Genomic DNA, 24,486 nt, shown 5'->3' with positions numbered 1-24,486 from the left:
CCGGCTCCGGCCCTTGTAATGATACCTTGTAACGAAACTGTAATCTGTTTATAACAGGTCGTTAATGTAACCCGGCTATACTAAGGAAGACCCCCTTTTTAAAATATATATTCCTTTGACGCCCGCCATCCTCGGATTGCGGGTTTTTTGTTTGCTATGCATAAGGGGCGGCCGGCAGTGGGACACTGTTGAGGACGAAGGCTCTCATAAGGGAGGTATGGCCGTTGCACGACGTGAAGAATGCCGAATGCAAACGCGTGCTGGAGCGAAGCGATCGGCTTTGCGCCGATGTGGAGGTATCCGTAGAAGGCGAAAAGTCAACCTATGTGGCGCTTTTCTCAGACTCGAAGGATAACGATTTTGATATGGTGATGCTGTTGAAGAAGGACGCTGACAGCGATATCGATTGGTATGATAACGATCTGCATGCGGCTTACGTAGATGTGACCGAATCGCTGTTTCAGGATAAGCACGGCGAAACGCACTGGGGCGCCCGGGAAACGTTCAAGGAGCAGGTGCTCAGCTTCGGCACCGTACGGGCAGATGTACGCCGCATGCTGGAAGAAGCGAAGAAGCTCAAAGTCGAAGCGTGAACGAACAGGAAGGAGCACCGGTCTTGGCGACGGGTGCTCCTTTTTTTGCCGGGCTTTATATGGCGTTTATTTGCGCTTCCGTTTGTTCGGCGACTTGGTCCCGGGCTTGCCTTGATGGTGGTTCGTCCGGGCCAAGTAAGCTCGTTCCTGACCGTCCCAGCGGACATTGGCGATGAGAAATCCGATAATCCCGAATACGATCAGGCGAGCGGTCAGCCAAGACGTAAGCATCGTATGCTGCGTCATCCATTCTATCGCCGTGAACAGCACGGTCAGGGAAACGCCCCACAACAAGACGCCTCGAAACATCACATATTTGGCCTTGCCCATTTTTCTTGTTTTACTCCATTTGACTGCGGCGCTTTCATTCATGTCGCGTCGTCCCCCTGCTTCGTTCGTATGGTAACAATCGTTGACAACTTATGGTACAATCGGCTATAAGCGACTCGGCCGCCATCCTTTTTTCCGGAATGCGGCGCGGTCACGATAGACGAAAGGAAGGCATGCCTCTTGAGCAAAGTTCTGATTTTTTCCTTACTATGGTGGTTAACAGGAAATCCGTTCGTAGCGCTCCTTGTGCTCCTGATCGTTCTATACGTCTTGGAGCGGCGCTTTATCGGGCTGACGCCCAGCTTGTTCAAGCCGCTGCAGCGAATCCGCCGGCTCAGCCGATTGCGCGACGAGCTGCGCATGAGTCCCCATCACACGTCGACGAAGCTGGAAATCGCCCGTATTTATATGGAGCAGAAGAAGTACGACGCTGCCTTCGAGCTGCTGGAAGATGTACGGCGCATCATGGACGATTCGGCGGATGTGCTCAGCGAATCGGGCATCTGCCAATTAAAGCGCGGCCACCGGGAAGACGGCGAAGCTTTAATCCGGCGGGCGCTGGACATCAATCCACGCGTGAAGTACGGCGAGCCGTATTTGCGGCTTGGCGAGGCTTACGCCGCAACCGATCCCGAGAAAGCGGTCGGGTACCTGGAGAAATTCCGCGAAGTGAATTCCTCTTCTTGCGAAGCCTACTACAGGCTCGGGCTGCTGTATAAGGAGCTCGGGCGCGAAGAAGAAGCCCGCCGTGCGTTCCGGGAGACGGTGGAACTGTACCGGGGGCTTCCCAAATACAAACGTCGCTTCGAGCGGCGCTGGGCGCTGCTCGCCAGGTTCAAATCGTAATGGCGCCCGCAGCGGCCCGAGGCGCGGCGACTCTTGCCGGCGAGTAAGGCGTGAGATCGACTTCGGTCGGACGGTCTTGCACGAGCTGGGCGATCAGCTTGCCGGTGACCGGAGCGAGCAGAATGCCGTTCCGGTAATGGCCGGTCGCGAGCAGCAGACCCGGGGCGCCGTCCCAGGCGCCGAGGAACGGCAGCTCATCTTCCGTGCCCGGACGCAGTCCGGCCCAGGTGCTCACGAATTCGGCTTCGGCTATCCGCGGCAGCAGCGCCGCCGCTTTGTCGTACAGATCGGCAATGACGCGGGTTGTGGCACGTTTATCGAAGCCGACCTGTTCTTGCGTGGCGCCGATGATGTAGCTGCCGTCGTTCTTCGGCACGATATAACAGCCTTTGGTAAAGACGGTCGAGCGGATAAGCGGCGCTTCGGTGCGCACGGACAGGCATTGGCCTTTGACCGGGAACATCGGCAGCGTTAAGCCGAGCGGTTCGGTCAACGACGAGCTCCAGGCGCCGGCGGCCAGGACGACGAAGTCGGCCGTCAGCCCGCCTTCCGGCGTATGGACGCCGTTCACGCGTCCGCTGCCGGAGTCGGTCAGCAGACGGGTGACCGGGGTCCACTCGCGGATGCGGCAGCCTTGGCGTACGAGCGCGGCGCGCAGCGTCCGGGCCAGCCAGACCGGATGGACTTGATGGTCGGCATGCAGAAGCAACCCGCCGCGGACGGCAGGCGTCAGCTCGGATTCGAGCTGCAGCATCTCCTCCGGGCTCATCCATCGTGCATCGGACATCCACGTCAGCCGGCTGCGCAGTTCCGTTTCATCCTCTTCGGTTAATGCGGCTCTGACGATGCCTTCCGGTATATATTGCGGGGTGATGCCCGTCAACGCTTCCAGTTCTTCGGCCCAGGGGCGGTACAGCTGCTGGCTGGCGCGGCACAGCTCGTAGAATGGTCCCGGCTGATGGATTTCCACCTGCGCGCCCAGCATGCCGGCCGCGGCGGTAGAAGCTTCCTGGCTCCAGCCTCCTTTATCAAGCAGCGTGCAGGCGAAGCCCGCTTTGCCCAGCTCGTAGGCGATGGCGGCTCCGATGACGCCGCCTCCGACGATAATCGCCGAAGGGGCGTCCGGGCTAACAGGGGTACAATTTGAGACGGTGGTCATAGGAATCCTCTCCTTGGCAATTGCAATGGCTTCGTCCGATCGATCGCTTGCCGGAACAGCTCGATTTGCGCGCCGGGCTTCTCATGCAGGAACACGCCCGACAAAACCGCAACTCCGGCTGCGCCCGTCGCCAGCACCTCTTCGGCGCGCTCCGGCCGGATGCCGCCGATGGCGATCACAGGGATCGGCGACGCTTGTACGGCGCGCGTCAGCGCTTCAAGGCCGCGTCCCGCCAATCCCGGCTTCGAGCCGCTCTCGTAGACATGGCCGTAGAGGACGAAGTCCGCCCCTCCCCGGGCGGCTTCGACCGCCTCTTCCGGTGTGTGGACCGAGCGGCCGATCCGCATGCCCTGCGGCGCAAGCGCTCTCGCTTCGTCCGGCGACAAGCTGCCTCCGCCGAGCTGGACGCCGTCGGCTTGCACAGCCAGCGCTGCGTCCAAGCGGTCGTTCAGCAGGACGGCCGTATGCGGCAGCAGCGGCTTGAGGGTCCGGTACCAGCGAATGAGCTCGCGCGCGGAGCGGTGTTTCTCACGGATGTGCAGCACGTCGATCATCGCAACCGGACAGTCCCGCAGGATCGCGGCAACGTCTTCCAGCTCTTGGCGGCCGGTGGTGACCAAATGAAGTTCGTGCGTGCAGGGGTACGTCGGCATAGGGCAATCGAACCTTTCCGAATTTTCATCGTAGTTTCATCATAACGCTGGGGCTTTACGGCGTCAAAGCGTTTGTTCCACTTGTCAAAAAATGATCACGAAAACTTTGCTTTTCGGCTCGGATGACAGCCTTGACGAGGGAAGGCCCGGAGGTCTAAACTAATAGGAAGGATTGGGCGGAGAGGATTGAAGAGTCATGAAGGTACATAAAGCGTTAACGATAGCCGGTTCGGACAGCGGCGGCGGCGCAGGGATTCAAGCGGACTTGAAGACGTTCCAAATGCTCGACGTGTTCGGCATGTCTGCGGTCACGGCGATCACCGCGCAAAACACGCTCGGGGTTCACGGCATATACGATGTTCCGCTAGAAGGGATCGAGAAGCAGATCGACGCCGTCTTATCCGATATCGGAGCGGATGCGGCCAAGACCGGCATGCTGTCGCAGCCGGAAGTGATCGAGGTGGTCGCTTCGTGCATCCGCAAAGCCGGTTTAACGAAGCTGGTAGTCGACCCGGTCATGGTGGCCAAAGGCGGAGCCAGCCTGCTCGCTTCGAACGCGCAGAACGCGCTGCGGGACAAGCTGCTGCCGCTCGCGGCCGTCGTCACCCCGAACATTCCGGAAGCCGAAGTGCTGACCGGATTGACGATCGGTTCACTGGACGATATGAAGGAAGCGGCGCGGCAGCTGGTCCGGCAGCACGGGGCCGGCGCGGCGATCGTGAAGGGCGGGCACCGAAGCGGCGAGCCGACCGATGTGCTGTTCGACGGCGAGACGTTTCATCTGCTCGTTGCGCAGCGGTATGAGACGCGTCATACGCATGGAACGGGCTGTACGTTCTCGGCGGCGATCTGTGCGGAACTGGCGAAGGGACGCAGCTTGCTGGAAGCGGCGCATACGGCCAAACGGTTCATTACGCTGGCCATTCGCGATGAGTTGGGGATCGGCGGTGGACACGGGCCGACCAATCATTGGGCCTATTCCCGCGAGAACGCCTCCGGCCGGGCCTAGCACAGAAGGAGACCGATATGAGCTACGAATACTTGATGCAGGCAGTATTGTTAATCGTTCTTTTGATCGTCTCGTTCCCGGCCATCTTGTTATGGTCGAAATGGAAAAAGAAAAAGCGGGGATAAGCCATGTACTATGTCAATCAAGAACAAATCGACCTTCGGTTGTCGTTCATCCCGACGTTAATTCAAGCTTGCCGCGAACTGCAGGAGGCTCATTCGACTGCAGGCCCGGCTTCTGCAACGCTCTTGTTTCATTTGGCGCAGGAGCGCACGCTTCACTTGGCGATCGAAACGGTGACGGACATCGGCAGCTTGCTGATCGATGCTTTTATGATGCGCGATGCGAGCAGTTATGAAGACATCGTGGACATTTTGGAAGGAGAAGGCGTTGTTGAAGCTCCAACGGCCGGGACATTGAAGGCGCTCGTACAACTTCGCCGGCTGCTGGCTCAAGACTATGCGGACATCGTGCGGGATGGCTTACATCCGCTAGTCGAAGCGCTGCCTGAGGCGCTGGAAACGTTCGCAGAAGCCGTACCGGCTTTCATTCGCAAAGAAGTGCTGTAATCCGCAGGAGAAGGTAAGCGATTATCCGTGGTGAATAAGTGCGAAGCCGACGCGTCGGCTTCGCTTCTTTGTGTAAAGCGGGAACGCTTTCCTCCATTAGGATTTTATATACATAGTAGTATATTAATTTACTTATCGTGTAATTTCGTATACAATGAGGGTATTCATTGGCGTGTGGAATTTTATTTGTCGAATTGTCGAATAATGGCGACCTGCGTACGAAGGATGGTGAGACCGGATGAACCAAGAACCTGATGTTTCCACTAGAAAAGTCATCATCACCTTATTGAAAACCAAGGGTTCTATGAGTGTCGGCGATTTGTCGAAACGGCTCGGAATAACGGAGATGGCGGTCCGTCGTCATCTGAACACGTTGGAGCGGGACAGCTTGATCGAATCGAGGCTGGTTCGGCAAGCGATGGGCAGACCGACCCATTTATATTCGTTATCGGCAGCGGCCGACGAATTATTTCCTAAGAAATATCAGTTTCTCACCCTGGATTTGTTGGAGGAGCTGGAGGCCGTTTCCGGTCAGGAGCAGGTGAACTTGCTATTCGAGCGCCGCAAGGATCGGCTGATCGGTCGTTACGAGGAGCGGATGGCGGGCAAGCCTTTGACCGAGCGGGTGCTGGAGCTGGCGGATATTCAGAATGCGAACGGGTATATGGTTGAGCTGGAGGAGCAAGAGGACGGTACTTATTTGCTCCAGGAATACAACTGTCCGATTGCCCAGGTAGCTAATCATTACAATCATGCTTGCAGCTGCGAATTGGCGATGTTTCGCAATTTGCTGGGCGGAGAAGCGCACGTGGAACGAACCGAGTGCTTGGCCAAGAGCGGCAGCAAGTGCACGTATATCATTAAACCGAACTAATCATCATGAAACCCAAACCGCCCTATCCTGTTCGCGCAGGATGGGACGGTTTTTTTTGCCATATACATCAAATCATTCGCGGCTTGGGAAAAAAAGAAGGCAGCCGCGTGACCGCCGCTGCAAATGGACCGCGGCATTCATCGGCGTTGGGGGAAAATACGAAGGGAAGCGAGGTCGAAACCCGACCCCGCTTCCCTTCATCGATTGCTACTGGCCCTGCTTGGACAGGCGAATCAAATCGTACACGTTCATCGGCTTATCCGTCGACTCGTCGTACAAATCGCCCTGCTTCACATGGTCGATATACAATACCCCGTCCAAATGATCGATTTCGTGCTGCATACACACCGCGAGATGTCCTTCGGCTTCGAGGATAGCCTCCTCGCCGCTGCGGGTCAACGTCTTTACTTTGATGGAAGCGGCCCGTGTGACAAACCCATATACGTTCGGGATGGATAAGCAGCCCTCGGCGCCTTCCTGGCTGCCTTTGCGTTCGATGATCTCGGGATTGATCAGCTCGATCAATCCGGTTCCGCAGTCCAGCACGGCTGCGCGCTTCGGTATACCTATTTGCGGGGCTGCCAAGCCTGCGCGGCCGGGTACGGCGTATAAGGTTTCACGCAGATCGTCGAGCAGCTTAATAGCGTTGGAATTGACTTGGACGATCGGCTTGCATTTCTCCCGCAAGACCGGGTCTCCGATATTGCGGATCATTTTCTCTGCCATGACTTCACCTTGTTTCCATTGTTGGTAAGCCCAGTATACACGATATTTGTGTCTTGGGAAAAGAGCGTAAGCACCGGATGCAGTTACCGAGCTTTATTCACTTCCCGGGTGTTCGATCCGCCCGTGCGTTGCGTCGTCGCAGCCGATTTGGTGACAGCGGGATCGATGCCGAATTTCGTACGCCATGCATTGTAAGTGGAACCGGTAACGGTGGCGAATGACGGATCTTGAGCCGGCAGCCCCAGCTGCGTACGGAGCGCGGCGACGGCTGCGGTAAGATCTTCTTCCTTCGGCACAATATACGGACTGTCCCAACGCCCGTCTAAATGAATAAATTCAAGCTGCTCCGGCTTCAGCTTCTGGAACGATAAGATGAATTTTCGCAGCGTGTCCACGGGGATATCGGTCTTGACGTTGCGGCCGGCAATCTCAAGAATACCGCCCCATTGGGTGATGCCGCCTAGCGAAGTCATCTGGGAGAGCAGCTTGTCGAGCACGAGCTGCTGTCTTTCGTTGCGGGCCGTATCAGACGATTCATCGGTGCCGCGATTCGATTTGCGGTAACGAAGGAAGTCCAGCGTTTCTTTGCCGCTCAGCGTTTGCAAGCCCTTCTTCAGGTTAATGTCGGTTCCGTCTTCCGTATCTACGTATCGCATATCCATATCGACGTTAACTTCAATGCCGTTCAATTCGTCAACGACTTCGCGAAACCCGTCAAAATCGATGACCGCCATGTAATCGATTGGAACGTTGAACATGTTGCTGTACAGCTGTTTGGTCTTCGACAGTGCGGTGTCTTTGTCCTGATTGTTATAGTACGCGTAATAATAATTGGCTTTATGACTCGGCAAGCCATACGCCTTCGGGTTCATCTGCAGATCGCGCGGTATGGACACGATAGTGGCGGCACGTCGCTCAGGGTTTAGACTGACTAACATCAGCACGTCGGTGTTCATCGACCCGCCGCTGCCGTCGCGGCTGTCCACACCCGCAAGCAGGAAGCTCATGGGCTTCATGAGTTGAGCGTCGACTATCGGGGCGGCGGCTTGCGCTGTTGAATTTCCGCTCGGCAGAGACATGTTCTCAAGGGCTGTGTCGGCTTTATATAGGAGGTAACCGGCGTATGTCAAAGCTCCGGCTCCGATGATAGCCAAGGAGATTAGCGTATTGCGGACCGTTTTGCGTTTAGTTGTTTTTTTTATTTTTTGGCGGGGCAGCATTCCATTTCCTCCCGGACAAGTTGTCGAATACAGTCAAAGATTAGACGCGCGTGCGGCTGAAAAAGTTTTAAAAAAGTATAATTTTCTACATTTGTTACCCGTTCTCATTCACATTCACACAAGTTGACAAGTGGTAAATGTAGGGGGATAATGGAAATATGCCTATCTTACTAAACTAAAGTATATTGAGTTTGGTAAGAATGAATAGTGTGCAGCCTGCGACTGCGGGTAGATCCCATGAAAGAGGAGTAGATGGATGATGTCTTATGAAGTAGCGATTATCGGAGCAGGACCGGCAGGAGCAAGCGCAGCGTTATTTACCGCGAAAGCTGGGAAGAAGACGGTACTGGTGGATAACGATCAGAGCATCACCAAACGCGCTTGGATCGAGAATCATTATGGTGTAGCGGAAATTGCGGGACCGGATTTGGTGGACACCGGCAAAAAGCAAGCTGCCAAGTTCGGCGCAGAGCTCGTCCAAGCCAAAGCCGTACGGCTCGAGCAAGCCGGCGACGGTTTCCGTGTCGAGACGGAAAGCGGCAGCTTCGAGGCCAAACACGTTATTCTGGCAACCGGCCTGTCCGTTGAATTAGCGGAGAGCGTGGGCGTCCGGACGAAGCCGGGTACCGAGCCGCGCATCAAGACGGTCATCGATACACAGGCCGACGGTCGAACAAACGTGGCGGGCATCTGGGCGGCAGGCACGGTTGCGGGCGTCAGCGTGCATACGATCGTAACGGCCGGGGACGGCGCAAAAGTAGCGATCAATGTCATCAGCGAGCTGAACGGCGAACGTTATGTCGACCATGACGTGCTTAAAGCTTAAGCAATAAACGATTGGAGAATGCGGCCGAAAGGCCGTTTTTTTTTGCCCCAAAGTCCTTTTTTATTATACCTGATCATGGGGAGATCGAACAAACTTTCCATGCATGAGGAGCACCCGGACCTGGACTTTTTTCGCGGAAAGAGTGTCAAAACGAAAGTCGCCTACTTATACTGTAGTATCTCATAGGCATTCGTCTAGGAGCGGAAACGAACGGCGGAGGTGGGGCCCATGTGGTGGCAATGGGGGTTAGCGTTTTGTATGGTCGCGTTCTTGGCGGTTTCGGTAACGTTCATTCGCTTCTTGCTCTATACCCATGCGCTGCTGCGGCTGGGGGAATCGTCGATCGATCGTCTGCAGAAGCAAGCGCTGCATACGGTGCAAGAGTCGGAAAGGGTCATCGAAGCTTCTGTGACGCTCATTGACGATCTCCAGCATAAGCTGGATACGGTCGATGCCTGGTTTCAGGCGGCGAACGAAACCGGTGAAGCCGTGCGGCGGGTAACACGGTCCATTGGAGTCATTTCACAAACGGTGGAGGACACGGTATTGGAAGCTAAGCGGGCGGTACATAGCCGGCAAGACACCGTAAACGAACTGATCGAGTGGACGATGGCAGGTCTCGCTATCGCGTCGCGTTTCCAGGCTTCCAGACAATCCAAATCGAAGGAGTGACTTCTCATGGCAAGCGAAAACAAAGGCAAAAATTTCTTGGTAGGCGCGGTTGTCGGCAGTGTGTTAGGCGCGGTTACGGCATTAATGTTTGCACCGAAATCGGGGCGGGAGCTGCGTACCGACTTGGCGGAAGGGTATCAGCAAGTAAGTGAAAAATCACAGCAGGTGGCCGGAGAAGTAGGGGAGAGAACGAAGCAGCTGGCGATTACCGTATCTGACAAAACGAGCGCTACGGCGAAAACGATCGGACGCCAAACGTCTGAATGGGCCGGCCGGGCGAAAAATCTCGCGGTTGTGGCCGGTAACGAAGTCAAATCGTGGAGGAAGGACAGCGACGCCAGCGAGGCGGTTCATGCTCCGGTCGCGGCTACGACAACGGAGCTGGAAGCCGAAGCCGATAGTCTGGAAGAAGCTGTATCGGACAAAATGACGGTGTAACCGCTATTGGAACGCGACAAAGGACTCGTGCTTTAGGCACGAGTCCTTCTCATGGTTCTTCTGGAAGATTAGTAGGCCCATATTGTACAGAGTCCAATAACTAATAGAATAAATAGAATGAAGAAAAGCAAGATTGTACCCATGCTTGCCATCAGATCACCTATAGCGGACGATCCCGCCTATTCCTTTCATCAGAAGATGGTCATAAAACCTAATGAAGTGACTAAGGGACGAGAGACGAATCCCCATCACCTCCCCCAAGATGTATACCTTACGCAGTCGCCATCCGCTGTCCGCAGCGTACGTCCGGAATACGGACTGATAAAACTAATGTATGAATAGCTCGCTACATCGGATTGGACAGTGTAAAGAATGTGTACTTGTAACGGGGACATGAAGATCTACCATTTGGAAGGATCGATCTTGCTAGGATCGAGACCTTGCCATATGTTCTTGATGTTGACATTCTCCGCCTCGCCGTCAAATACAAGCCAGGCTGTAGGCAAGTACCGTTCGCCATACTCGCTTGACGGCTTGTTCACGATTTTATTATCAACGACGAGCACAGTGGAGGAGCCGCCGTCCAAGTTAGCCGCCGTGACTGCGCCATGATCCAAAAATATGTTCTGAATGTCGTATAACGTGGCACCTATGCTGTGGGCAGGCTGTCTACCGTCAATGATGGCGAACATGATGGTGCCGTCCGCTTTCTGGGCCATCGCCGTTCGCGGGGCGATCCCCCAGCCGTCCGCTTGATTCTTGATCAAGCCGACGCCGTTCACGATAAACTTCGGAGCGAAGGTGACCGCTTCCTGAACCCCCATCTTGATGAGCTCGTTCGGCGAATATTTGCCCGCCACCATACGTCCTTCCTTATCGATGCCGACGATGTGGTTCGGCGTGTTCATATTGCCGTCGTTGTAGTAAATTTTCCCCCCGGACATGACAAGACCTGTCGGTTGAAAGCCGTTGCCCTTCCACTCGGGATCAACAAAACCGCCGGCATTCACACCGGCTTTAGCTCCGAGGCGTTTCACCATACTGGAAACTTTCTCCCCTTTGCCGGACGTTCCGGGGACTGCGATTCGCAGCGCTTTCGGATCGTTGACGATCAGCAGCTTGCCTTTAAAGTTCGTGCCTTGAATATCTTCAACTTCTATGATCGGTTTCTCGGGAGTTAGTACGTCATCTGACGCTTTGGGTCCGACGTTGACCAAGCCTTCATCCTTGACGCCGGAATAAATGTCAAACTGCGCCCAATAACGGTTTACCCGTCTATCCAGCTCCTCGCTGCCGATCAAATATTTCGCCCAGTGGCGATGCTGGGTCGTAATTAACGTATCAGCCATCATAAACCGAAGATTCGAGCCGGACTTCGTCAAGAAAAACCAGCAGCTGAACAGCATGCCAAACAATAGCAGCACAAACACCGTGTAAAAAAACAACGTCAGCGGAAAAGAAGATGCGCGCTTTCGGGATTTTTTCAGGGCGGGGGCAGGCGCGGCCTGTGCACGGGGACTGCTCGGTATACGCGCGGACATGGCTCCAATCCTTTCCTTCCAATCTTGGACCGTTCTGTAGCTTGTAAACGATTTCCTTTACATTACGACGAAAAAAAAAGAAAAAAGTTGCAATAAATTGCTACTTTTTTCTCAGTTTATATATAATTGTTTATTTTCTTTAATCATATATTCAAATTCGCTTGCCGGCATCGGCTTGCTGAAGACATAGCCTTGAATTTCATCGCAGCCCTGCGAGATGAGGAACTCCAGCTGATCCTGCGTCTCGACGCCTTCGGCGAGCGACTTGATCTTGAGCCGATGACTCATGGCGATCAAGGCGGTAACGATAGCGGCATTGTCTTCGTCCGAAGTGACGTCCCGGATAAAGGATTGGTCGATCTTCAACGTATGGACGCGGAATCGCTTCAAGTAGCTAAGCGATGAATAGCCGGTACCGAAATCGTCAATGGAAATACGGACGCCGAGCAATTTGAGCTTCTGCATCGTGTCAAGAATATAAGGGACGTTGTTCATCGCGATATTCTCGGTAATCTCAAGGCAGAGCAGGTCAGGAGAGAGGCCCGATTCGTCCAAGGCATCCATGACGATTTGGACGAAGTTCAGCTGATGAAACTGAATCGCGGAGATATTCACAGAGACGACCAGCGGCGCATAGCCTTGACGCTGCCATTCTTTGTTCTGCATGCATGCTTGTTTGAGCACCCAATTGCCGATCGGCACGATCAAACCGGTTTCCTCGGCCAGCGGAATGAACTCGCCGGGTGAAATCATGCCCCATTCCGGATGAATCCAACGAACGAGCGACTCCATCCCGAACACCGTACCGTTCTTAAGATTAACGATAGGCTGATAGAACACGCGAAATTCTCCGCGCTCCAGCGCTTTGCGCAGATTGATTTCCATATTCAACCTGTGCAGCGAACGCTTGTTCATATCGGGATGGTAATAGTTGTATGAATTCCCACCTTTCTCTTTGGAGCGATACATGGCGATGTCCGCATTTTTGAGCAGGGTTTCCACTTCCGTGCCATCGTGCGGATACAAGCTGATCCCGATGCTGGCCGTTACGAATAATTCTTGATCCTCAATAACGAACGGTTCTTTCAACAAATCGGGAATGCCTTTGGCAAACTGGGCGGCTTCGTCGATATGAACGACATTGGTTAGCAGTATGATGAATTCATCTCCACCGAAACGGGCGACGACATCTTTATCTTTAACATAAACCTGAAGCTTGTGCGCCAAGCTTTGGAGGAGCTGGTCTCCTACATGATGACCGAGCGTATCGTTAATGACTTTAAACCGGTCAAGATCGAAAAAGATGACGGCCATCATACTGCCTGTTCGTTCCGCTTCCGCAAAGCAAGCTTTCAGTTTTTCGTCAAACATAAGGCGGTTAGGCAAATTGGTTAAGGCGTCGTGGTAAGCCATATGCAGGATTTTCTCTTCCGCACGTTTGCGCTCGTTCACGGAGCGAATCGTTGCATAAGAGCGAAGCAGCTGGTAATCGTTCGTTTCACTGACAATTTTCGTGAACAGCTCTTCGTAGAGTTGTTGATTTTGCCCAGCTTTCGAGCTCTCTGCCGTTTGGATAAGTCTCATAGCATTCTCAACATGCTCTTTATGGATCCTGGCCGCGGATGCAGTCTTGGCGTTCTTGCTTTGGTCTGAGCTGAAATAAACCTGTCCGCGCTTGTAATCATAGGCGTGGACGTGGTTCATATTTACGATATTGGCGCTGTCCAGCTGCCGAAATCCGTCCTCGAATAGCCATTCTTCTAAGTTGTCAAAAGAGAAATCAAGGTAATATTGTTCGTCTTTGGTGTGGATGATGATCTCACGGTCGCGCACACGGTCAATTTTGATGACATCGCCGGCATCGACCACGAAAACCTCGGACCCTCTCTTACCGTCGCGAGTAACGGGAATCTTCTGCATACAAGTTCAGCTCCGTAGGGGAAGGATGAGGCTGACAAGTCTTATACTTGTCAGCCCTGAAAAGACAGCCATTACTTTTTAAGTAGTTCTGTAGGAGTAGCTGGGCGATGAGACCAGAAAGAATTTGTGCCCATCAGAGTAGCTGCAATAAATACAAGCACTCCGTTTGCCAAAAATGCGATCATTTTTTTCATCGACGTAACCTCCCTTCTATAGAGTCAACTGCTCTTTTTGCCAGATTTGAAGTCAGAAACGCTTGTATAAAAAAAGCAGTTGATAACATAGGGAGGTGGAAATAAAAGTTAGTACTAATGATCATGGCTGAAATTAATTTAAGTAAAGGATAGTACTTCGGGCTAATCGTGCTAACGTCCCGAATGCCGGAAGGGGCGTAGTTGACGACAAGCAAGATGGCTGCCGCATCCAGCAGCATGCCCAGGTAGACATAATCATATTGGGAATGGGATGATATTAAAAACACCATCGCCGAAAATAAGCAGCATACTAAAGAGGATTGAAAATGAATCCCTCCGCTGGCGATCCGAAGCAAGGTGTAACCGCAAATGACGATAAGGGATTCGGTGACTTTCCCGGTGAAGGCCGAGACAAGCAACACGATTAGAACCGATAAAGAAGAGTTGATTATGAGACTAAGAGAATAGGTCAACAACGTCTGGGATGCTGCGCTTGGATAGTTTGATCGAATTTTGCCGGCTAGAGAGTGGGCAGAACGATCAATAAAATTCATCTGTTCTTCATCCTCTCATACTTTTCATTAATTAATTTTTTGTTATGCTTGTATGAAATGTAAAGGGCTACAAAAAATGAAATAGCCAGTCCAATCAGTACATAAGAGTGAATATTCAGTTTGTTGTAGGACAAAGAAGTGACTTGCAGAAGACACATGGCCATCACTAAAATGGCAGAAATCGCAAAATTATATCTTTTTATGCCTTCGCGCATCGTCATCTTGTTGAGCAAAAACATAAACCCGAACTTTCGATAGCGGATATAAATGGTAATAATGATTGTAATGATGGATGTAATCATGTAAATCAAGCTCGAGTGCACAACATTGGTGGCAATCAATTCTGGATTCGTTAATCCAAGCAAATCGCCTGCGATCATAACGGCGTACTCCATAAGTGCACCCGCCATGAAGCCGATAACGGAAATAAATAACGAATAATAAACGGGAAGGTTAAACAGAACGGTAATGAGAATCATTTCGGAAATTAACATACTTGGAATCGCATAATTGCTTAATAACAGAACATCTCTCAGGTAAAAAGAAATGGATGTCATAACAAGAGAAATAATGATGAATTTATAAGGCTCAATTCCAAAGTTAGTGCTTGAGATTTCGGAACGTTTGTGTTATCGGCAATAACGTGCACGATTGCATTCAACGAGAAGACCCTGCACGTACCTAACTCGGTTGCGAGTGAAGTAATGTCTGCGCTGGAAAGCTTTCATTCGGTTATTTTTGCCTTCAACGGCAGCGTTGGTCCAGCGGCAACGATGGTAGTTGACGATCTCTTGACGCCAGTTCCGAATGGTTTTCAAACAAGCGGAGACAGCCGGATGTTCGAGCCGTTCCCCTTGTTTGAGCCAGTCATCTAATCGGATGTTCGCTACTTTCGCATCCGGCGAGCAGTCGTACCATTCGCTGAACGCTTCTTTCCAAGCATGCGCCTGCTGCAACAGAGGCGAATAACTCAGAATTTCCTTTAACTGTTGTTGCTGTTGGGCAGGCAGCGATGCCTGTGGCGGGTTGAGCAACCGATGCTTGGCTTTCAGATTGGCTTTCGCTCTGGGAGACAGTGTGCTTTGCACCGTTTTTCGGACGGCCTGAACAGCTTCCGTGACATACCGATGGACATGAAATCGGTCCGCAATCCGAATCGCTTCCGGAAAACATTCCTGAATCCAGGTATGGTAATAGGGTGCTAAATCCATTACCACGGCTCTCGGACGCAGCGCCAAAAACTCCGGATGCTGCCTCGCATACGCTCGAAGTTCTTCCAATGTACGGCCGGGTAAAATGTCAAGCAGCGTTTCGCCTCTTAAATTATGGATGCCTGTATTGTAGGTATGACCTTTTCGGATCGCGAAATCGTCTATCCCCAGTACCAGGTTCGAGGTATGAGCGGCATCTTGCCACACACGTTCCTGAAGACGCGCGCTTTCCGCCGCCAACCATTGTTGATGCTTGGTTTGGAGTGTGCTCGCGGGCATTTCATGAATTTCAGCGCTTTGTTTGACGGTAGCCGCCGTTGCCGTGCGAATGGCTTGCTTTTCAAAAGCGTGAGAGTACCGTTTGCCAGCGCCGACAAAGGCATACTGCCAGACGAAACCACATTGGCAATCATTACAGAACATCCGGATGGCAGGGGTTAGCACATAAATGGTTTTGTCAAATGCATCGCGATGACGAATTTTACGCATCCGGTTTTTACCTCTACGGATCACGGACTCTTTCGATCGACAGATCGGGCATGCCTGGGTATTCGAACAAGGAGAGACTTCGATATGAATCGTTCGTTCATCGATTTCCAAAACTTGTATCGCTTTAACCTCTGGTAAATCAAGCAAAAGATCGGTATACTGGTTGTGCATCTGTCATTCCTCGAAGTGGATTGGTAGCACAACCATTTTACGGAATGTACAGATGTTTTTCTATTCTGGGCCACTCAGCATAAGAAATCAGTTACTTTCAAGCACTATGTTTTGTGTAGAGCCATTTATAATAGTTGTATTTCAGAGGAAAGCGGAATAAAGACATGGTGAGAATCGTTGCTACGCCTAGCTCTACAAAAGAAAAGAAAAACTTTACTGCCGAGTAAACCAACATTGGACAACCCTCATCTATAAATAAAATATAAACCATTAGTAACAAATTGAAATAGATATTAAGTCACAAGTTTCCGAGCTGAAATCGACAATTATTTTGTATGTATCGAAAGTTAGCCGTTTACTATTATTTAAGTTTAATATAGTAAGTCCTTGTGCACAAGCGGAAATATGTCGAATTATGCGGTTTTTGACAATTCCCATATATTGATCCGTTAGGCATTCATGGTTGTGACCATTACGCTGATGAAGTTCAATGCGGTATGAGTGACCATGCAGGGAAAAAGATTGCCGGATTTTTTGTACACATAGCATTGAATGAGCCCGACCCCGAGATAGGCAATAAACCTGTCCACACTAAAGTGAGCCAGCGAGAACAAACACGAAGACAAGATCGCAGCCATCCAAAAGTTGTTTGTTTTCCTGGATAAATATCCGAATACAAGGTGTCTGTAGATGATTTCTTCAATGACAGGCCCGATGAATACGACATTAATCGACATTATCGGATAGTTTTTCAGAAGGTGATCCGTTATGCTGCTGCCCGTATGTCTAAACAGGATGGCGCTTAGGGCGTGCGCGTAAATGCCCCATTGTACCGCTTTTAGGATGAGACGATATTGTCCGTTATTGCGCAGGATTTGATTAAAATCCAGGCCGGCTAACTCTTTCCTATACAAAAACAGCGTAACGACCAGCATGAATAAGGGGAAAAAGGTAACGGTAAATTTATTCAGCATGAATAGAGCAGGTCCGGGACCGGTTGTGAGAAAAAACAAAACAAGGAGCAGCGCTTCCCGATATTTCACGGCTTTGTCGTCCAATAAACGTAAAGTAGAAATGTTAATGACCTTCCTTTTCAATAAGGATCCATTATCCGATAACACCGACTAGCCTAATCATAACAAACTGGGATCAACTAGACTAATTTAATAATTAGAGGAACAGAGGGTCTGTGTCAATGAGTGCAAGCATAAAAAACCGATTCCGGAGGAATCGGTTTTTTATGCTTGCTTTTATTGGAATTTCAGATGGCGGGCTACTCGCCCAATTCTTTCCTGTAAGAAAGAAAGATCAGCAGCGCCCACACAATAAAAACAACAGCAACTAAAGGAAGCAAATGCTTTGTAGAGAAGTAAACCGATATGGTGATGAGTCCTGATATGAAAAAAAGGCCTGTTAACAACACATTCCAAGCACCCTGCAGCTTTGGCTGCGGCCTATTCTTCGAAACTGCGGAGAAAATAAACGATATTCCCCAGCGGAGGCGATGCAGCAGCAAGTAAAGCAGAACGTTTGTAACGATCATACAAAAACCCACGATCGGCAGATCCTTTTGGAGATGCAGCGCCAGGAGATGGAGCTGGAATCGGTTAAACACGGTTGCAAATAAAAATTCGGACAGCGCGCTCGTCGTGTAGATGATGATGCCGATGAGTAAGGAATGATTGAACCGGAACTTGAATATGAGCCAGTAGCCCAGCATGATGCATAAGGGCTGGATGAAGCCCATGAGATACGCTTTCCCGTAATATTGAACGAGTACGGAAATCAACGAAAGCGGCACGACGCAAACCAGCGTAGGATACATAAATTCAGTAACCTTGAGCCTGCAAACAGCCAGTCCCAGAGCAAACAACGAAGCGAAAAGCAACGGGTACACGACGATGTAGTGAATCACGTTCAAAGAGATGCCCCTCTCTGATGTTGTAGTGTTTAGCTGTTCTCTTCGACCGTGTTCAGGCTTGCCGGAGCTCCGCTTTTACCGAACGAGAATTCGAGGCTTTTATTCGTATTGTTCGCCACATATCGAATGATCAAGTCATGATATTTCTTTTGCCGGATAGCGGAGATGATGACGGATTTGCCTTTGCCCGTCTCGTCAAAGTGCAACCTGCCGCGTTTTTCATCGTATTTACGGATATGGTTGAAATTTACATAGAGATCCGTGTCCATTTTGCGAAAACCGTGCTCTTCCAGTTTGTCCAGGAACGAACTGAAATCAAGCAGGGAATCGATATTCCGGGCTATTCTCGCATCTTTCCCATAATAAGCGACTTCTTTCATGCCGATCTCGATATATTGGACAGCCGTCAAGTTGAGATCCGACGGGGAATTGGATGGCGTACTAGGTACGTCTCCGCGGCTTAAGTGGCCCGCTTTAACCATAAGATCGGTGTACGGATACCCGTAGGCGACCGATAATTTTTGCAGTGTATCCGGGGACGGTGTAATTTTGTCATTGGTCGAACGGTTTCGCTCCAATTCCAAATCACGAATGTACGCATGGGAAAGTCCGCTTTTTCTGGCTGCTTCGCGCAGAGACATGGAGCCGCGTAAGTGTTCTAGAAATTTTCCGAAGTCAGGAATTGGTTGCCCCACCCTGTTCACCCCTTTCTCAACTATTGTATAGGAGGCGTCAGCGAAAATAAATAGCAATTCTAAAAAAAACTTTATGAATCAATTCGTTCTTGACTCCATGTAGTATCGATACTACGATTTAAATAATATCCTTTTTAGGCCTGAAGGGGGAGAATTGACTTGAAAGATAAAATGATGAGTCGTTGGAGTGCCTACGAACCCTTCTTTATCCATTTTAACGGATACAAAGTGGCCGATATTGTGATAACCAGTCATGCGCTCAGCCGCTGGACGGAGCGTGTGGAGCCGGAAGAGGGCGGCATTGCGCATATTTGCGCTTACTTATGGGATAAGCTGAAGAACAATCAGGTGCAGCCTTATTATTCGAACGAAAAAGATGTGCATCTGATTGACGGAGACTTGGTGATGGTGGCGGAATTTGTTGAATTGAAAGAAAAAGTCGATCTCTCTGGCAACCCGCTTCACAAAATGATCGTGGTGACGTTCCTGGGCCGCGTATCGCAGGATATTCAACTGCGCGACTTGAAAGCGTATTACTCGTGGCTGCGCCATTCCCGGAGGATGACGCTCGTGAAACACGGCAGAAAAAGAAAATAGACGTTCGGTTCTTTCAGCCGGCCCCAAGGGCCGGCTTTTTCGGTTTTTCGGCGATATGCATAATTCGTTTCAATGTCAGGGGAAATTAGGTAGAGCAGGAAGGAGATGAACTAACGATGGCCCGCGATCTGCCCATCGGCAACGGCAATGTATTGGTCAATTTCGATGCGCACTATAATTTGCGCGATATTTATTTTCCATATGTAGGCCAAGAGAACCAGGCGCTTGATCATTTGTCGCATTTTGGTGTATGGACGGCTGAAGATTTTTTCTGGATCGATCATCCGGAGCTAAGCAAGAAGGCGAGTTACTTGAACGATTCCATGGTGACGAATGTGGAGTGTACGTATAATCGTCTCGGACTGGCGCTTCTGATCCGTGACGGCGTCGACGTTCAAGAGAACGTGTTGGTCCGCAAGGTGGTTGTAGAAAACAGATGGGAGCGGGATCGGAAAGTGAAGCTGTACTTTCATCTGGATCTGCATCTGTACGGGAACGGGGTCGGCGATACGGTCTATTATGATCCCGAACTGAAATCGCTCGTCTTCTATAAAGGTCATCGCTATATGTCGCTGTCCTGCAAATCCGGGGAAGGCGTCGAGTCGGCGCCCACCTCTTTCGCGATCGGGCAAAAAGAATTGAACCGGCTTGAAGGCACTTGGCGGGACGCCGAGGACGGACAGCTCGGGCGTAATCCGATCGCGCAGGGCTCGGTGGACGGAACGATCGAGCTGGAGCTGAACGTTCCGGCCAACTCGAAGAAGGAGGCTTGGTTCTGGGTTTGCTTCGCCCGCGATATGAAGGAGATTCAAAAGCTGGAGCGATCGGTTCGCGCTTCCTCTCCGCATCTGCTGCTGCAGCGGACCTACAATTACTGGCACCAGTGGCTGGAGCAGGACCGCCATGAGCTTTCGATTCTTGATGAGGAGCTTGCATCCTTTTATAGAAGAAGCTTGTTGATCATACGCACGAATACCGATAACCGCGGCGCGATTATGGCGGCCAACGATTCGGATATTATGAAATTTGCGCGGGATACGTATTCTTACATGTGGCCGCGGGACGGCGCATTGATCTCGCACGCGTTGGACCGATCGGGGTACTATGCGTTGACGCGCAAGTTTTTCAACTTTTGCAAACGCGGGTTAGCGGCGGAAGGGTATTTGCTGCATAAATACAATCCGGACGGCTCGGTCGGCTCAAGCTGGCATCCTTGGATCAACGCGCGCGGCGAAAAGCAGCTTCCCATTCAGGAAGACGAAACGGCTCTGGTGCTATATGCCCTTTGGCACCATCACCGGCTGGCGGGCACTTTGAAGGAAGCTCAAGACGATTACGAGAAGTTTGTCATCCCGGCCGCGGATTTCATGACTCGCTATACGGATGCGTCGGGACTGCCGCTGCCCTCCCACGATTTGTGGGAAGAGCGTTACGGGGTGCATTTGTTTACGGTGGCGAGCGTGTACGGGGGATTGTTGGCAGCCGCGGCATTTGCGGAGTATTTCCAAGACAAGCTGCGCGGCATGCATTACCGGGATAAGGCGGAGCGGATGAAGGCGGCGGTGGAAGGGCAGATGACCGCCGAAGGCCGTTTTGTCCGATCATTATATTGGAATGAAGAGAAGCGAATATACGAGCAGGATTTGACGCTGGATGCCAGCATGTACGCGGTGTTCGACTTCGGCTTGTTCCCTGTGGACGACCCTCGCGTAGAAGCGACGATGAAGGCCATTCGCGAGCGCTTGTGGGTGAAGACGGAGGTCGGCGGCATTTCGCGGTATACGAACGACTACTACCATCAGATGACGAAGGACATCGAGAAGGTGCCGGGCAATCCGTGGTTTATTTGCACCTTGTGGTACGCGGAATATGTGATCGCCGTTGCCAAAAGCGAGCAGGACCTCGAAGAGGCCGAAGGATTGCTGCGCTGGACGGTTGAACATGCGCTTCCGTCCGGCGTGCTGGCGGAGCAGGTGCATCCGTTCACCGGCGATCCCTTGTCGGTGTCGCCCTTGACCTGGTCCCACGCTTCATTCGTCAAAGTCGTTCAGGAGTATGTGTCCAAGCTTAAATGGTTCCGGCACCAACAACGCGACCGCGAGGACGAGAGCGATGCGAAGCTTCTGAAGCAGGGGAGCGTGAAGCGATGAAAGCCGTAAGGTTGTCCGGCTTGTCCGCCGCGGCTGGTGCGCAGACGGAAACGCCGAAGCTGGAGTTGTGCGAGGTGGAGCGGCCGTCCCGGAAGACGGCTGCCGACGTGCTCGTGCGGGTGCTGTGCGTAGGGCTTGACGGTACGGACCGGGAATTGGTGAGCGAGAAGTACGGCGTGCCTCCGGAAGGGGAGCATTCGCTGATCATCGGGCACGAGTCGCTCGGCGTTGTCGAGGAAGCGGGCGAGGACTCCGGATTTACGGCCGGAGAGCTCGTGTGTGCATTGGTGCGGCGCCCGTGCACGGATCCCGGGTGCGTGAACTGCCGCAACGGCAAGCAGGATTTCTGCGAGACGGGCGAGTACGTGGAGCGCGGCATTAAAGGCGCGCACGGGTACTTGTCCGAATATTATGTGGAGGACGCCCGGTACTTGGTTCGCGTGCCGGCAGGGCTGCTGCGGTACGGGATGCTGACGGAGCCGCAGAGCATCGTCGAGAAGGTGTGGGATGAAGTGCAGCGCATCCAGCAGCGTCTCGTATGGCAGCCGACAACGGCCGTGGTGCTTGGCTCGGGACCGCTGGGTCTGCTGGCCGCGCTGACGTGCCGCTGCCTCGGCTTGGACACGCTCGTCTGGTCCAAGTCGGCTCCGGACACGCCGGGAGCGGATATCGTGCGTGCGTGCGGGGCCGAGTTCCAGCAGGCCGTCGAACGGCGTGCGGAAGCGGCCGGAGCCGGGGCGGCTGCAGGGACGGCGAGAAGCACGGACGCAGCGGCAGCAACGGGAACAGTGGCGGGCGCCGGAGAAGGTACGGGCGCAGGAGATGGAGCGCGAGCAGCGTCGTCGCCGTTAAGCGAGCTGCTGCAAGCGAAGGGGAAACGCGCCGATTTGATTGTCGAATGCACGGGCTTTAGCCCGCTCGCTTTCGACGCGATGACCGCTCTCGGCCCGAACGGCGTATTGGCGCTGCTCGGCGTTACCCCCGGCAGCCGCCATATCCGGGTCGCTTCGGATGCCATTAATCAAGAGCTGGTGCTTGAGAACAAATGCGTGTTCGGGTCGGTTAACGCATCCCGTCAAGACTTCGAGACCGGATTGTACCGGCTTCAGCAAATCGAAGAACGGTTCCCGGGCGTGCTGGATCGGCTTATGACCGACCGGTTGACGCTTGAATGCGTGCCGGAGCTCGATTTCGGCAAGATTGCGATCAAAGCGGTCGTCGATGTGATCCCGCGGGAGCAGTGGAGCGGACTCGTGCAGGAGCAGGGTGCCGGGATCGCGAACAGTTTTTCGGTATAAGGGGAAGCGGGCGGTTCGTCGCGGACGAACCGCCCGCTCTATGTTCGCCGTGGGCGGTAGTGATGAAAAGGAGAGAAGCTTAATGGTATAATGATGAAACGAGATTCGAAATCAAAGGGAGAGACGTATGAACTGGAAATCATTTATCCGCGAGAACGGCTTGCACTTGTCATGGGTAGTGGCGTTAACGGCCACGTTGGGCAGTCTTTATTTCTCGGAGGTGCTGCATTATGCGCCCTGCAAGCTGTGCTGGTATCAGCGGATCTTGATGTATCCGCTCGTTATTATGCTCGGCATCGCAGCGGTTCGCAAAGAGAAGAAATTTTACCTGTATGCGCTGCCAATGTCCGTGTGGGGAGCGGGAATCTCGTTATATCACTACTTGATGCAGAAGACGGATTGGTTCAAGAGTGGCGCGGCCGCTTGCGGTCCGGTGCCGTGTGACGTCGATTATATCGACTGGTTTCATTTCGTAACGATTCCGTTCTTAGCGCTCACAGCCTTCGTGCTTATTACGATCCTGCAACTGCTGATGTGGGCTGCCGAGCGTAAATAGAACGGCTGGCTGCGGATGGATGCGGATAAACGCCGGCTTAGGGATAAGCCTATTAGCACTCGCCGGTTCGCATCGAAGTTGAGTATAATGAAGCAAGCAGGTTTTTCCTGTACTTCTGGAGCGTAAGGAGAGCGGTGCTGTTGGCGCGTATGAAAGCTTGGATAGGTTTAGCCGCTTTGGCCTGTGTTCTAACGGCGTGCAGCGGAGGCGCCGCCGCGGATCCGCCGGAACGGGAATCGGCACCGGCTGCGCCCCCGGCCCCAGAGGCGAACGTCGTTCCGGCTCCGCCGGTGAACGAGGTGACGTCCGGGCCGCCGAAGGAGAAGGAGCCGGGGCCTCCGGCCGAACACGCATCCACCGGGCCTTCCACGGCCTCCGGCGCGGACGCAACGGCAACGGGTTCGGTTTATAACGGGCCGCGCAATCCCGCAAGCGCCGTCGTGGGGTCATCCGCCAAGCCGCCGAAAGAAGCGGGAACCGGAGACCGTAAGGCACTGTCGTGGTATTACATGAAGAAGCCGAAAGGACAAGTGCCCGGCTTCCCGGGCGATACGAAAGCCTATACGGATTCTATGAAGGCGTTATGGGTCGGCACGGGCAAGAAGGTGTACTTGACGATCGATACCGGCGGTAATTTGGGCGATATCGAGACGTTGATCAAGTCGTTGAAGGACAACGACGCGAAAGCGAATTTTTTCATAGCCGGTTACAATGTGAGGAAAAATCCCGATTACGTTCGGCGGCTGGTCAAGGACGGCCATTTGGTGGCCAATCATACGATGACGCATACCGATATGAACGTGCAGACAGACGAGCAGGTACGGAAAGAAATCGAGGATTACGAGAAGTTATATCAGGAAGTGACCGGCGAAGAGATTCAGCCGTTTTTCCGCTTCCCCTACGGCCGATATAACATGCACTTATTAAAGCTTGTATCCGATATGGGCTATACCTCCGTCTTCTGGTCGACGGCGATGCGCGACTGGGAGCCGCGGAAGAACGGGGCGGAAGATCCGTATAACGACATCATGAACAACCTTCATGACGGCAATATCATTCTTATGCACCAAGGCTCGCCGGAGAATATCGAAGCGCTCGACCGAATTGTCAAGGATATCAAGAAAGCCGGCTACACCTTTGCGCTTCTGAACGACATCGAGCCGCCAAAGTGAAGGTTGATCGCGGAGCGGTTTAATTTTCCGCCATCGTTTGTTAAGATAGAATGACCTTGCGGACACCGGATGTCCGGGGTACATTTCCAACGGAGCTCACAT

27 protein-coding genes are annotated in these 24,486 nt (G+C 52.5%); 13 read left to right on the top strand and 14 right to left on the bottom strand.

What is annotated here, in order from left to right; genetic code table 11:
- Positions 1-233 precede the first annotated feature (233 nt).
- A complete protein-coding gene (locus tag ACZ439_RS05810) occupies positions 234-593 on the top strand; it encodes a hypothetical protein (RefSeq protein WP_236595977.1) in 360 nt (119 codons plus the stop codon).
- Positions 594-659: 66 nt separating this feature from the next.
- Here the strand turns inward: ACZ439_RS05810 and ACZ439_RS05805 are convergent, their stop codons facing one another.
- Positions 660-965: a hypothetical protein gene (locus tag ACZ439_RS05805; protein WP_372813365.1), complete on the bottom strand. Its 306-nt coding sequence runs from the start codon at positions 963-965 to the stop codon at positions 660-662.
- Positions 966-1,103: 138 nt separating this feature from the next.
- Between ACZ439_RS05805 and ACZ439_RS05800 the strand changes: the two genes are divergently transcribed.
- Positions 1,104-1,769, top strand: a complete 666-nt coding sequence (locus ACZ439_RS05800; protein WP_127606212.1) for a tetratricopeptide repeat protein — start codon at positions 1,104-1,106, stop codon at positions 1,767-1,769.
- Here the strand turns inward: ACZ439_RS05800 and thiO are convergent.
- Complete coding sequence (gene thiO, locus ACZ439_RS05795) at positions 1,759-2,928, bottom strand: glycine oxidase ThiO (RefSeq protein WP_127606210.1); 1,170 nt, start codon at positions 2,926-2,928, stop codon at positions 1,759-1,761. The two genes, ACZ439_RS05800 and thiO, sit on opposite strands and share 11 nt — an antisense overlap.
- Positions 2,925-3,581 carry a thiamine phosphate synthase gene (locus ACZ439_RS05790; RefSeq protein WP_054797702.1) on the bottom strand — a complete coding sequence of 219 codons (657 nt, stop codon included), beginning with the start codon at positions 3,579-3,581 and terminating at the stop codon, positions 2,925-2,927. Before ACZ439_RS05790 ends, thiO begins: the two co-directional genes overlap by 4 nt.
- A 196-nt stretch (positions 3,582-3,777) precedes the next feature.
- On the opposite strand from ACZ439_RS05790, the gene thiD reads away from it, so the two are divergent.
- The 3 genes from thiD to ACZ439_RS05775 all read left to right on the top strand — a co-directional run bounded on the left by thiD (position 3,778) and on the right by ACZ439_RS05775 (position 6,033).
- Complete coding sequence (gene thiD, locus ACZ439_RS05785) at positions 3,778-4,590, top strand: bifunctional hydroxymethylpyrimidine kinase/phosphomethylpyrimidine kinase (RefSeq protein ID WP_127606206.1); 813 nt, start codon at positions 3,778-3,780, stop codon at positions 4,588-4,590.
- Between the two features lie 128 nt (positions 4,591-4,718).
- Positions 4,719-5,159, top strand: a complete 441-nt coding sequence (locus ACZ439_RS05780) for a DUF86 domain-containing protein (protein ID WP_054797703.1) — start codon at positions 4,719-4,721, stop codon at positions 5,157-5,159.
- A gap of 238 nt (positions 5,160-5,397) precedes the next feature.
- The gene (locus tag ACZ439_RS05775; RefSeq protein ID WP_054797704.1) at positions 5,398-6,033 is read left to right on the top strand and encodes a helix-turn-helix transcriptional regulator; all 636 of its coding nucleotides are present in this window, start codon (positions 5,398-5,400) and stop codon (positions 6,031-6,033) included.
- Between the two features lie 207 nt (positions 6,034-6,240).
- On the opposite strand, the gene def is transcribed toward ACZ439_RS05775, so the two are convergent.
- Both def and ACZ439_RS05765 read right to left on the bottom strand, forming a co-directional pair.
- Positions 6,241-6,759, bottom strand: coding sequence for a peptide deformylase (def, locus tag ACZ439_RS05770; RefSeq protein WP_054797705.1), 519 nt, complete (start codon positions 6,757-6,759; stop codon positions 6,241-6,243).
- Positions 6,760-6,842: 83 nt separating this feature from the next.
- Complete coding sequence (locus ACZ439_RS05765; protein ID WP_127606204.1) at positions 6,843-7,979, bottom strand: LCP family protein; 1,137 nt, start codon at positions 7,977-7,979, stop codon at positions 6,843-6,845.
- A gap of 259 nt (positions 7,980-8,238) precedes the next feature.
- On the opposite strand from ACZ439_RS05765, the gene ACZ439_RS05760 reads away from it, so the two are divergent.
- From ACZ439_RS05760 to ACZ439_RS05750, 3 genes are all read left to right on the top strand, one after another.
- Complete coding sequence (locus ACZ439_RS05760) at positions 8,239-8,805, top strand: FAD-dependent oxidoreductase (RefSeq protein WP_054797706.1); 567 nt, start codon at positions 8,239-8,241, stop codon at positions 8,803-8,805.
- 228 nt (positions 8,806-9,033) lie between these two features.
- Positions 9,034-9,477: a DUF948 domain-containing protein gene (locus ACZ439_RS05755; RefSeq protein ID WP_054800206.1), complete on the top strand. Its 444-nt coding sequence runs from the start codon at positions 9,034-9,036 to the stop codon at positions 9,475-9,477.
- 6 nt (positions 9,478-9,483) lie between these two features.
- Positions 9,484-9,915, top strand: a complete 432-nt coding sequence (locus tag ACZ439_RS05750; protein ID WP_464620745.1) for a YtxH domain-containing protein — start codon at positions 9,484-9,486, stop codon at positions 9,913-9,915.
- A 401-nt stretch (positions 9,916-10,316) separates the two neighbouring features.
- On the opposite strand, the gene ACZ439_RS05745 is transcribed toward ACZ439_RS05750, so the two are convergent.
- The 9 genes from ACZ439_RS05745 to ACZ439_RS05705 form a co-directional block, all read right to left on the bottom strand.
- Positions 10,317-11,456: a phosphodiester glycosidase family protein gene (locus tag ACZ439_RS05745; RefSeq protein WP_372813370.1), complete on the bottom strand. Its 1,140-nt coding sequence runs from the start codon at positions 11,454-11,456 to the stop codon at positions 10,317-10,319.
- A gap of 111 nt (positions 11,457-11,567) precedes the next feature.
- Entirely contained in the window at positions 11,568-13,376 is a 1,809-nt protein-coding gene (locus ACZ439_RS05740; RefSeq protein WP_054800207.1) for an EAL domain-containing protein, read from the bottom strand.
- Between the two features lie 71 nt (positions 13,377-13,447).
- Positions 13,448-13,570, bottom strand: coding sequence for a cyclic lactone autoinducer peptide (locus ACZ439_RS05735; RefSeq protein ID WP_127606198.1), 123 nt, complete (start codon positions 13,568-13,570; stop codon positions 13,448-13,450).
- The gene (locus ACZ439_RS05730; RefSeq protein WP_127606196.1) at positions 13,567-14,124 is read right to left on the bottom strand and encodes an accessory gene regulator B family protein; all 558 of its coding nucleotides are present in this window, start codon (positions 14,122-14,124) and stop codon (positions 13,567-13,569) included. Before ACZ439_RS05730 ends, ACZ439_RS05735 begins: the two co-directional genes overlap by 4 nt.
- Positions 14,121-14,618, bottom strand: a complete 498-nt coding sequence (locus tag ACZ439_RS05725; RefSeq protein WP_464620744.1) for a hypothetical protein — start codon at positions 14,616-14,618, stop codon at positions 14,121-14,123. The genes ACZ439_RS05730 and ACZ439_RS05725 overlap by 4 nt, the downstream gene beginning before the upstream one ends.
- Before the next feature lie 135 nt (positions 14,619-14,753).
- Complete coding sequence (locus ACZ439_RS05720; RefSeq protein WP_201317670.1) at positions 14,754-15,995, bottom strand: ISL3 family transposase; 1,242 nt, start codon at positions 15,993-15,995, stop codon at positions 14,754-14,756.
- Positions 15,996-16,444: 449 nt separating this feature from the next.
- Positions 16,445-17,038: a lysostaphin resistance A-like protein gene (locus ACZ439_RS05715; protein WP_464620743.1), complete on the bottom strand. Its 594-nt coding sequence runs from the start codon at positions 17,036-17,038 to the stop codon at positions 16,445-16,447.
- Positions 17,039-17,268: 230 nt separating this feature from the next.
- Entirely contained in the window at positions 17,269-17,916 is a 648-nt protein-coding gene (locus ACZ439_RS05710) for a hypothetical protein (RefSeq protein ID WP_127606190.1), read from the bottom strand.
- A gap of 29 nt (positions 17,917-17,945) precedes the next feature.
- Complete coding sequence (locus ACZ439_RS05705; RefSeq protein ID WP_127606189.1) at positions 17,946-18,611, bottom strand: helix-turn-helix domain-containing protein; 666 nt, start codon at positions 18,609-18,611, stop codon at positions 17,946-17,948.
- A gap of 159 nt (positions 18,612-18,770) precedes the next feature.
- Here ACZ439_RS05705 and ACZ439_RS05700 point away from each other — a divergent pair, with 159 nt between their 5' ends.
- The 5 genes from ACZ439_RS05700 to ACZ439_RS05680 all read left to right on the top strand — a co-directional run bounded on the left by ACZ439_RS05700 (position 18,771) and on the right by ACZ439_RS05680 (position 24,384).
- Entirely contained in the window at positions 18,771-19,208 is a 438-nt protein-coding gene (locus ACZ439_RS05700) for a hypothetical protein (RefSeq protein WP_127606187.1), read from the top strand.
- Between the two features lie 116 nt (positions 19,209-19,324).
- Entirely contained in the window at positions 19,325-21,358 is a 2,034-nt protein-coding gene (locus ACZ439_RS05695) for a glycoside hydrolase family 15 protein (protein ID WP_464620742.1), read from the top strand.
- Positions 21,355-22,656 (top strand): glucose 1-dehydrogenase, encoded by a 1,302-nt coding sequence (locus ACZ439_RS05690; protein WP_464620741.1) that lies wholly within the window; start codon positions 21,355-21,357, stop codon positions 22,654-22,656. Before ACZ439_RS05695 ends, ACZ439_RS05690 begins: the two co-directional genes overlap by 4 nt.
- 127 nt (positions 22,657-22,783) lie before the next feature.
- Positions 22,784-23,212 carry a disulfide oxidoreductase gene (locus tag ACZ439_RS05685; RefSeq protein ID WP_054798357.1) on the top strand — a complete coding sequence of 143 codons (429 nt, stop codon included), beginning with the start codon at positions 22,784-22,786 and terminating at the stop codon, positions 23,210-23,212.
- Positions 23,213-23,361: 149 nt separating this feature from the next.
- Positions 23,362-24,384 (top strand): delta-lactam-biosynthetic de-N-acetylase, encoded by a 1,023-nt coding sequence (locus ACZ439_RS05680; protein WP_464621114.1) that lies wholly within the window; start codon positions 23,362-23,364, stop codon positions 24,382-24,384.
- Positions 24,385-24,486: the final 102 nt, after the last annotated feature.

Source organism: Paenibacillus sp. JCM 9796 (assembly GCF_055379675.1).
This window is presented reverse-complemented; position numbering and strand designations above follow the sequence as displayed.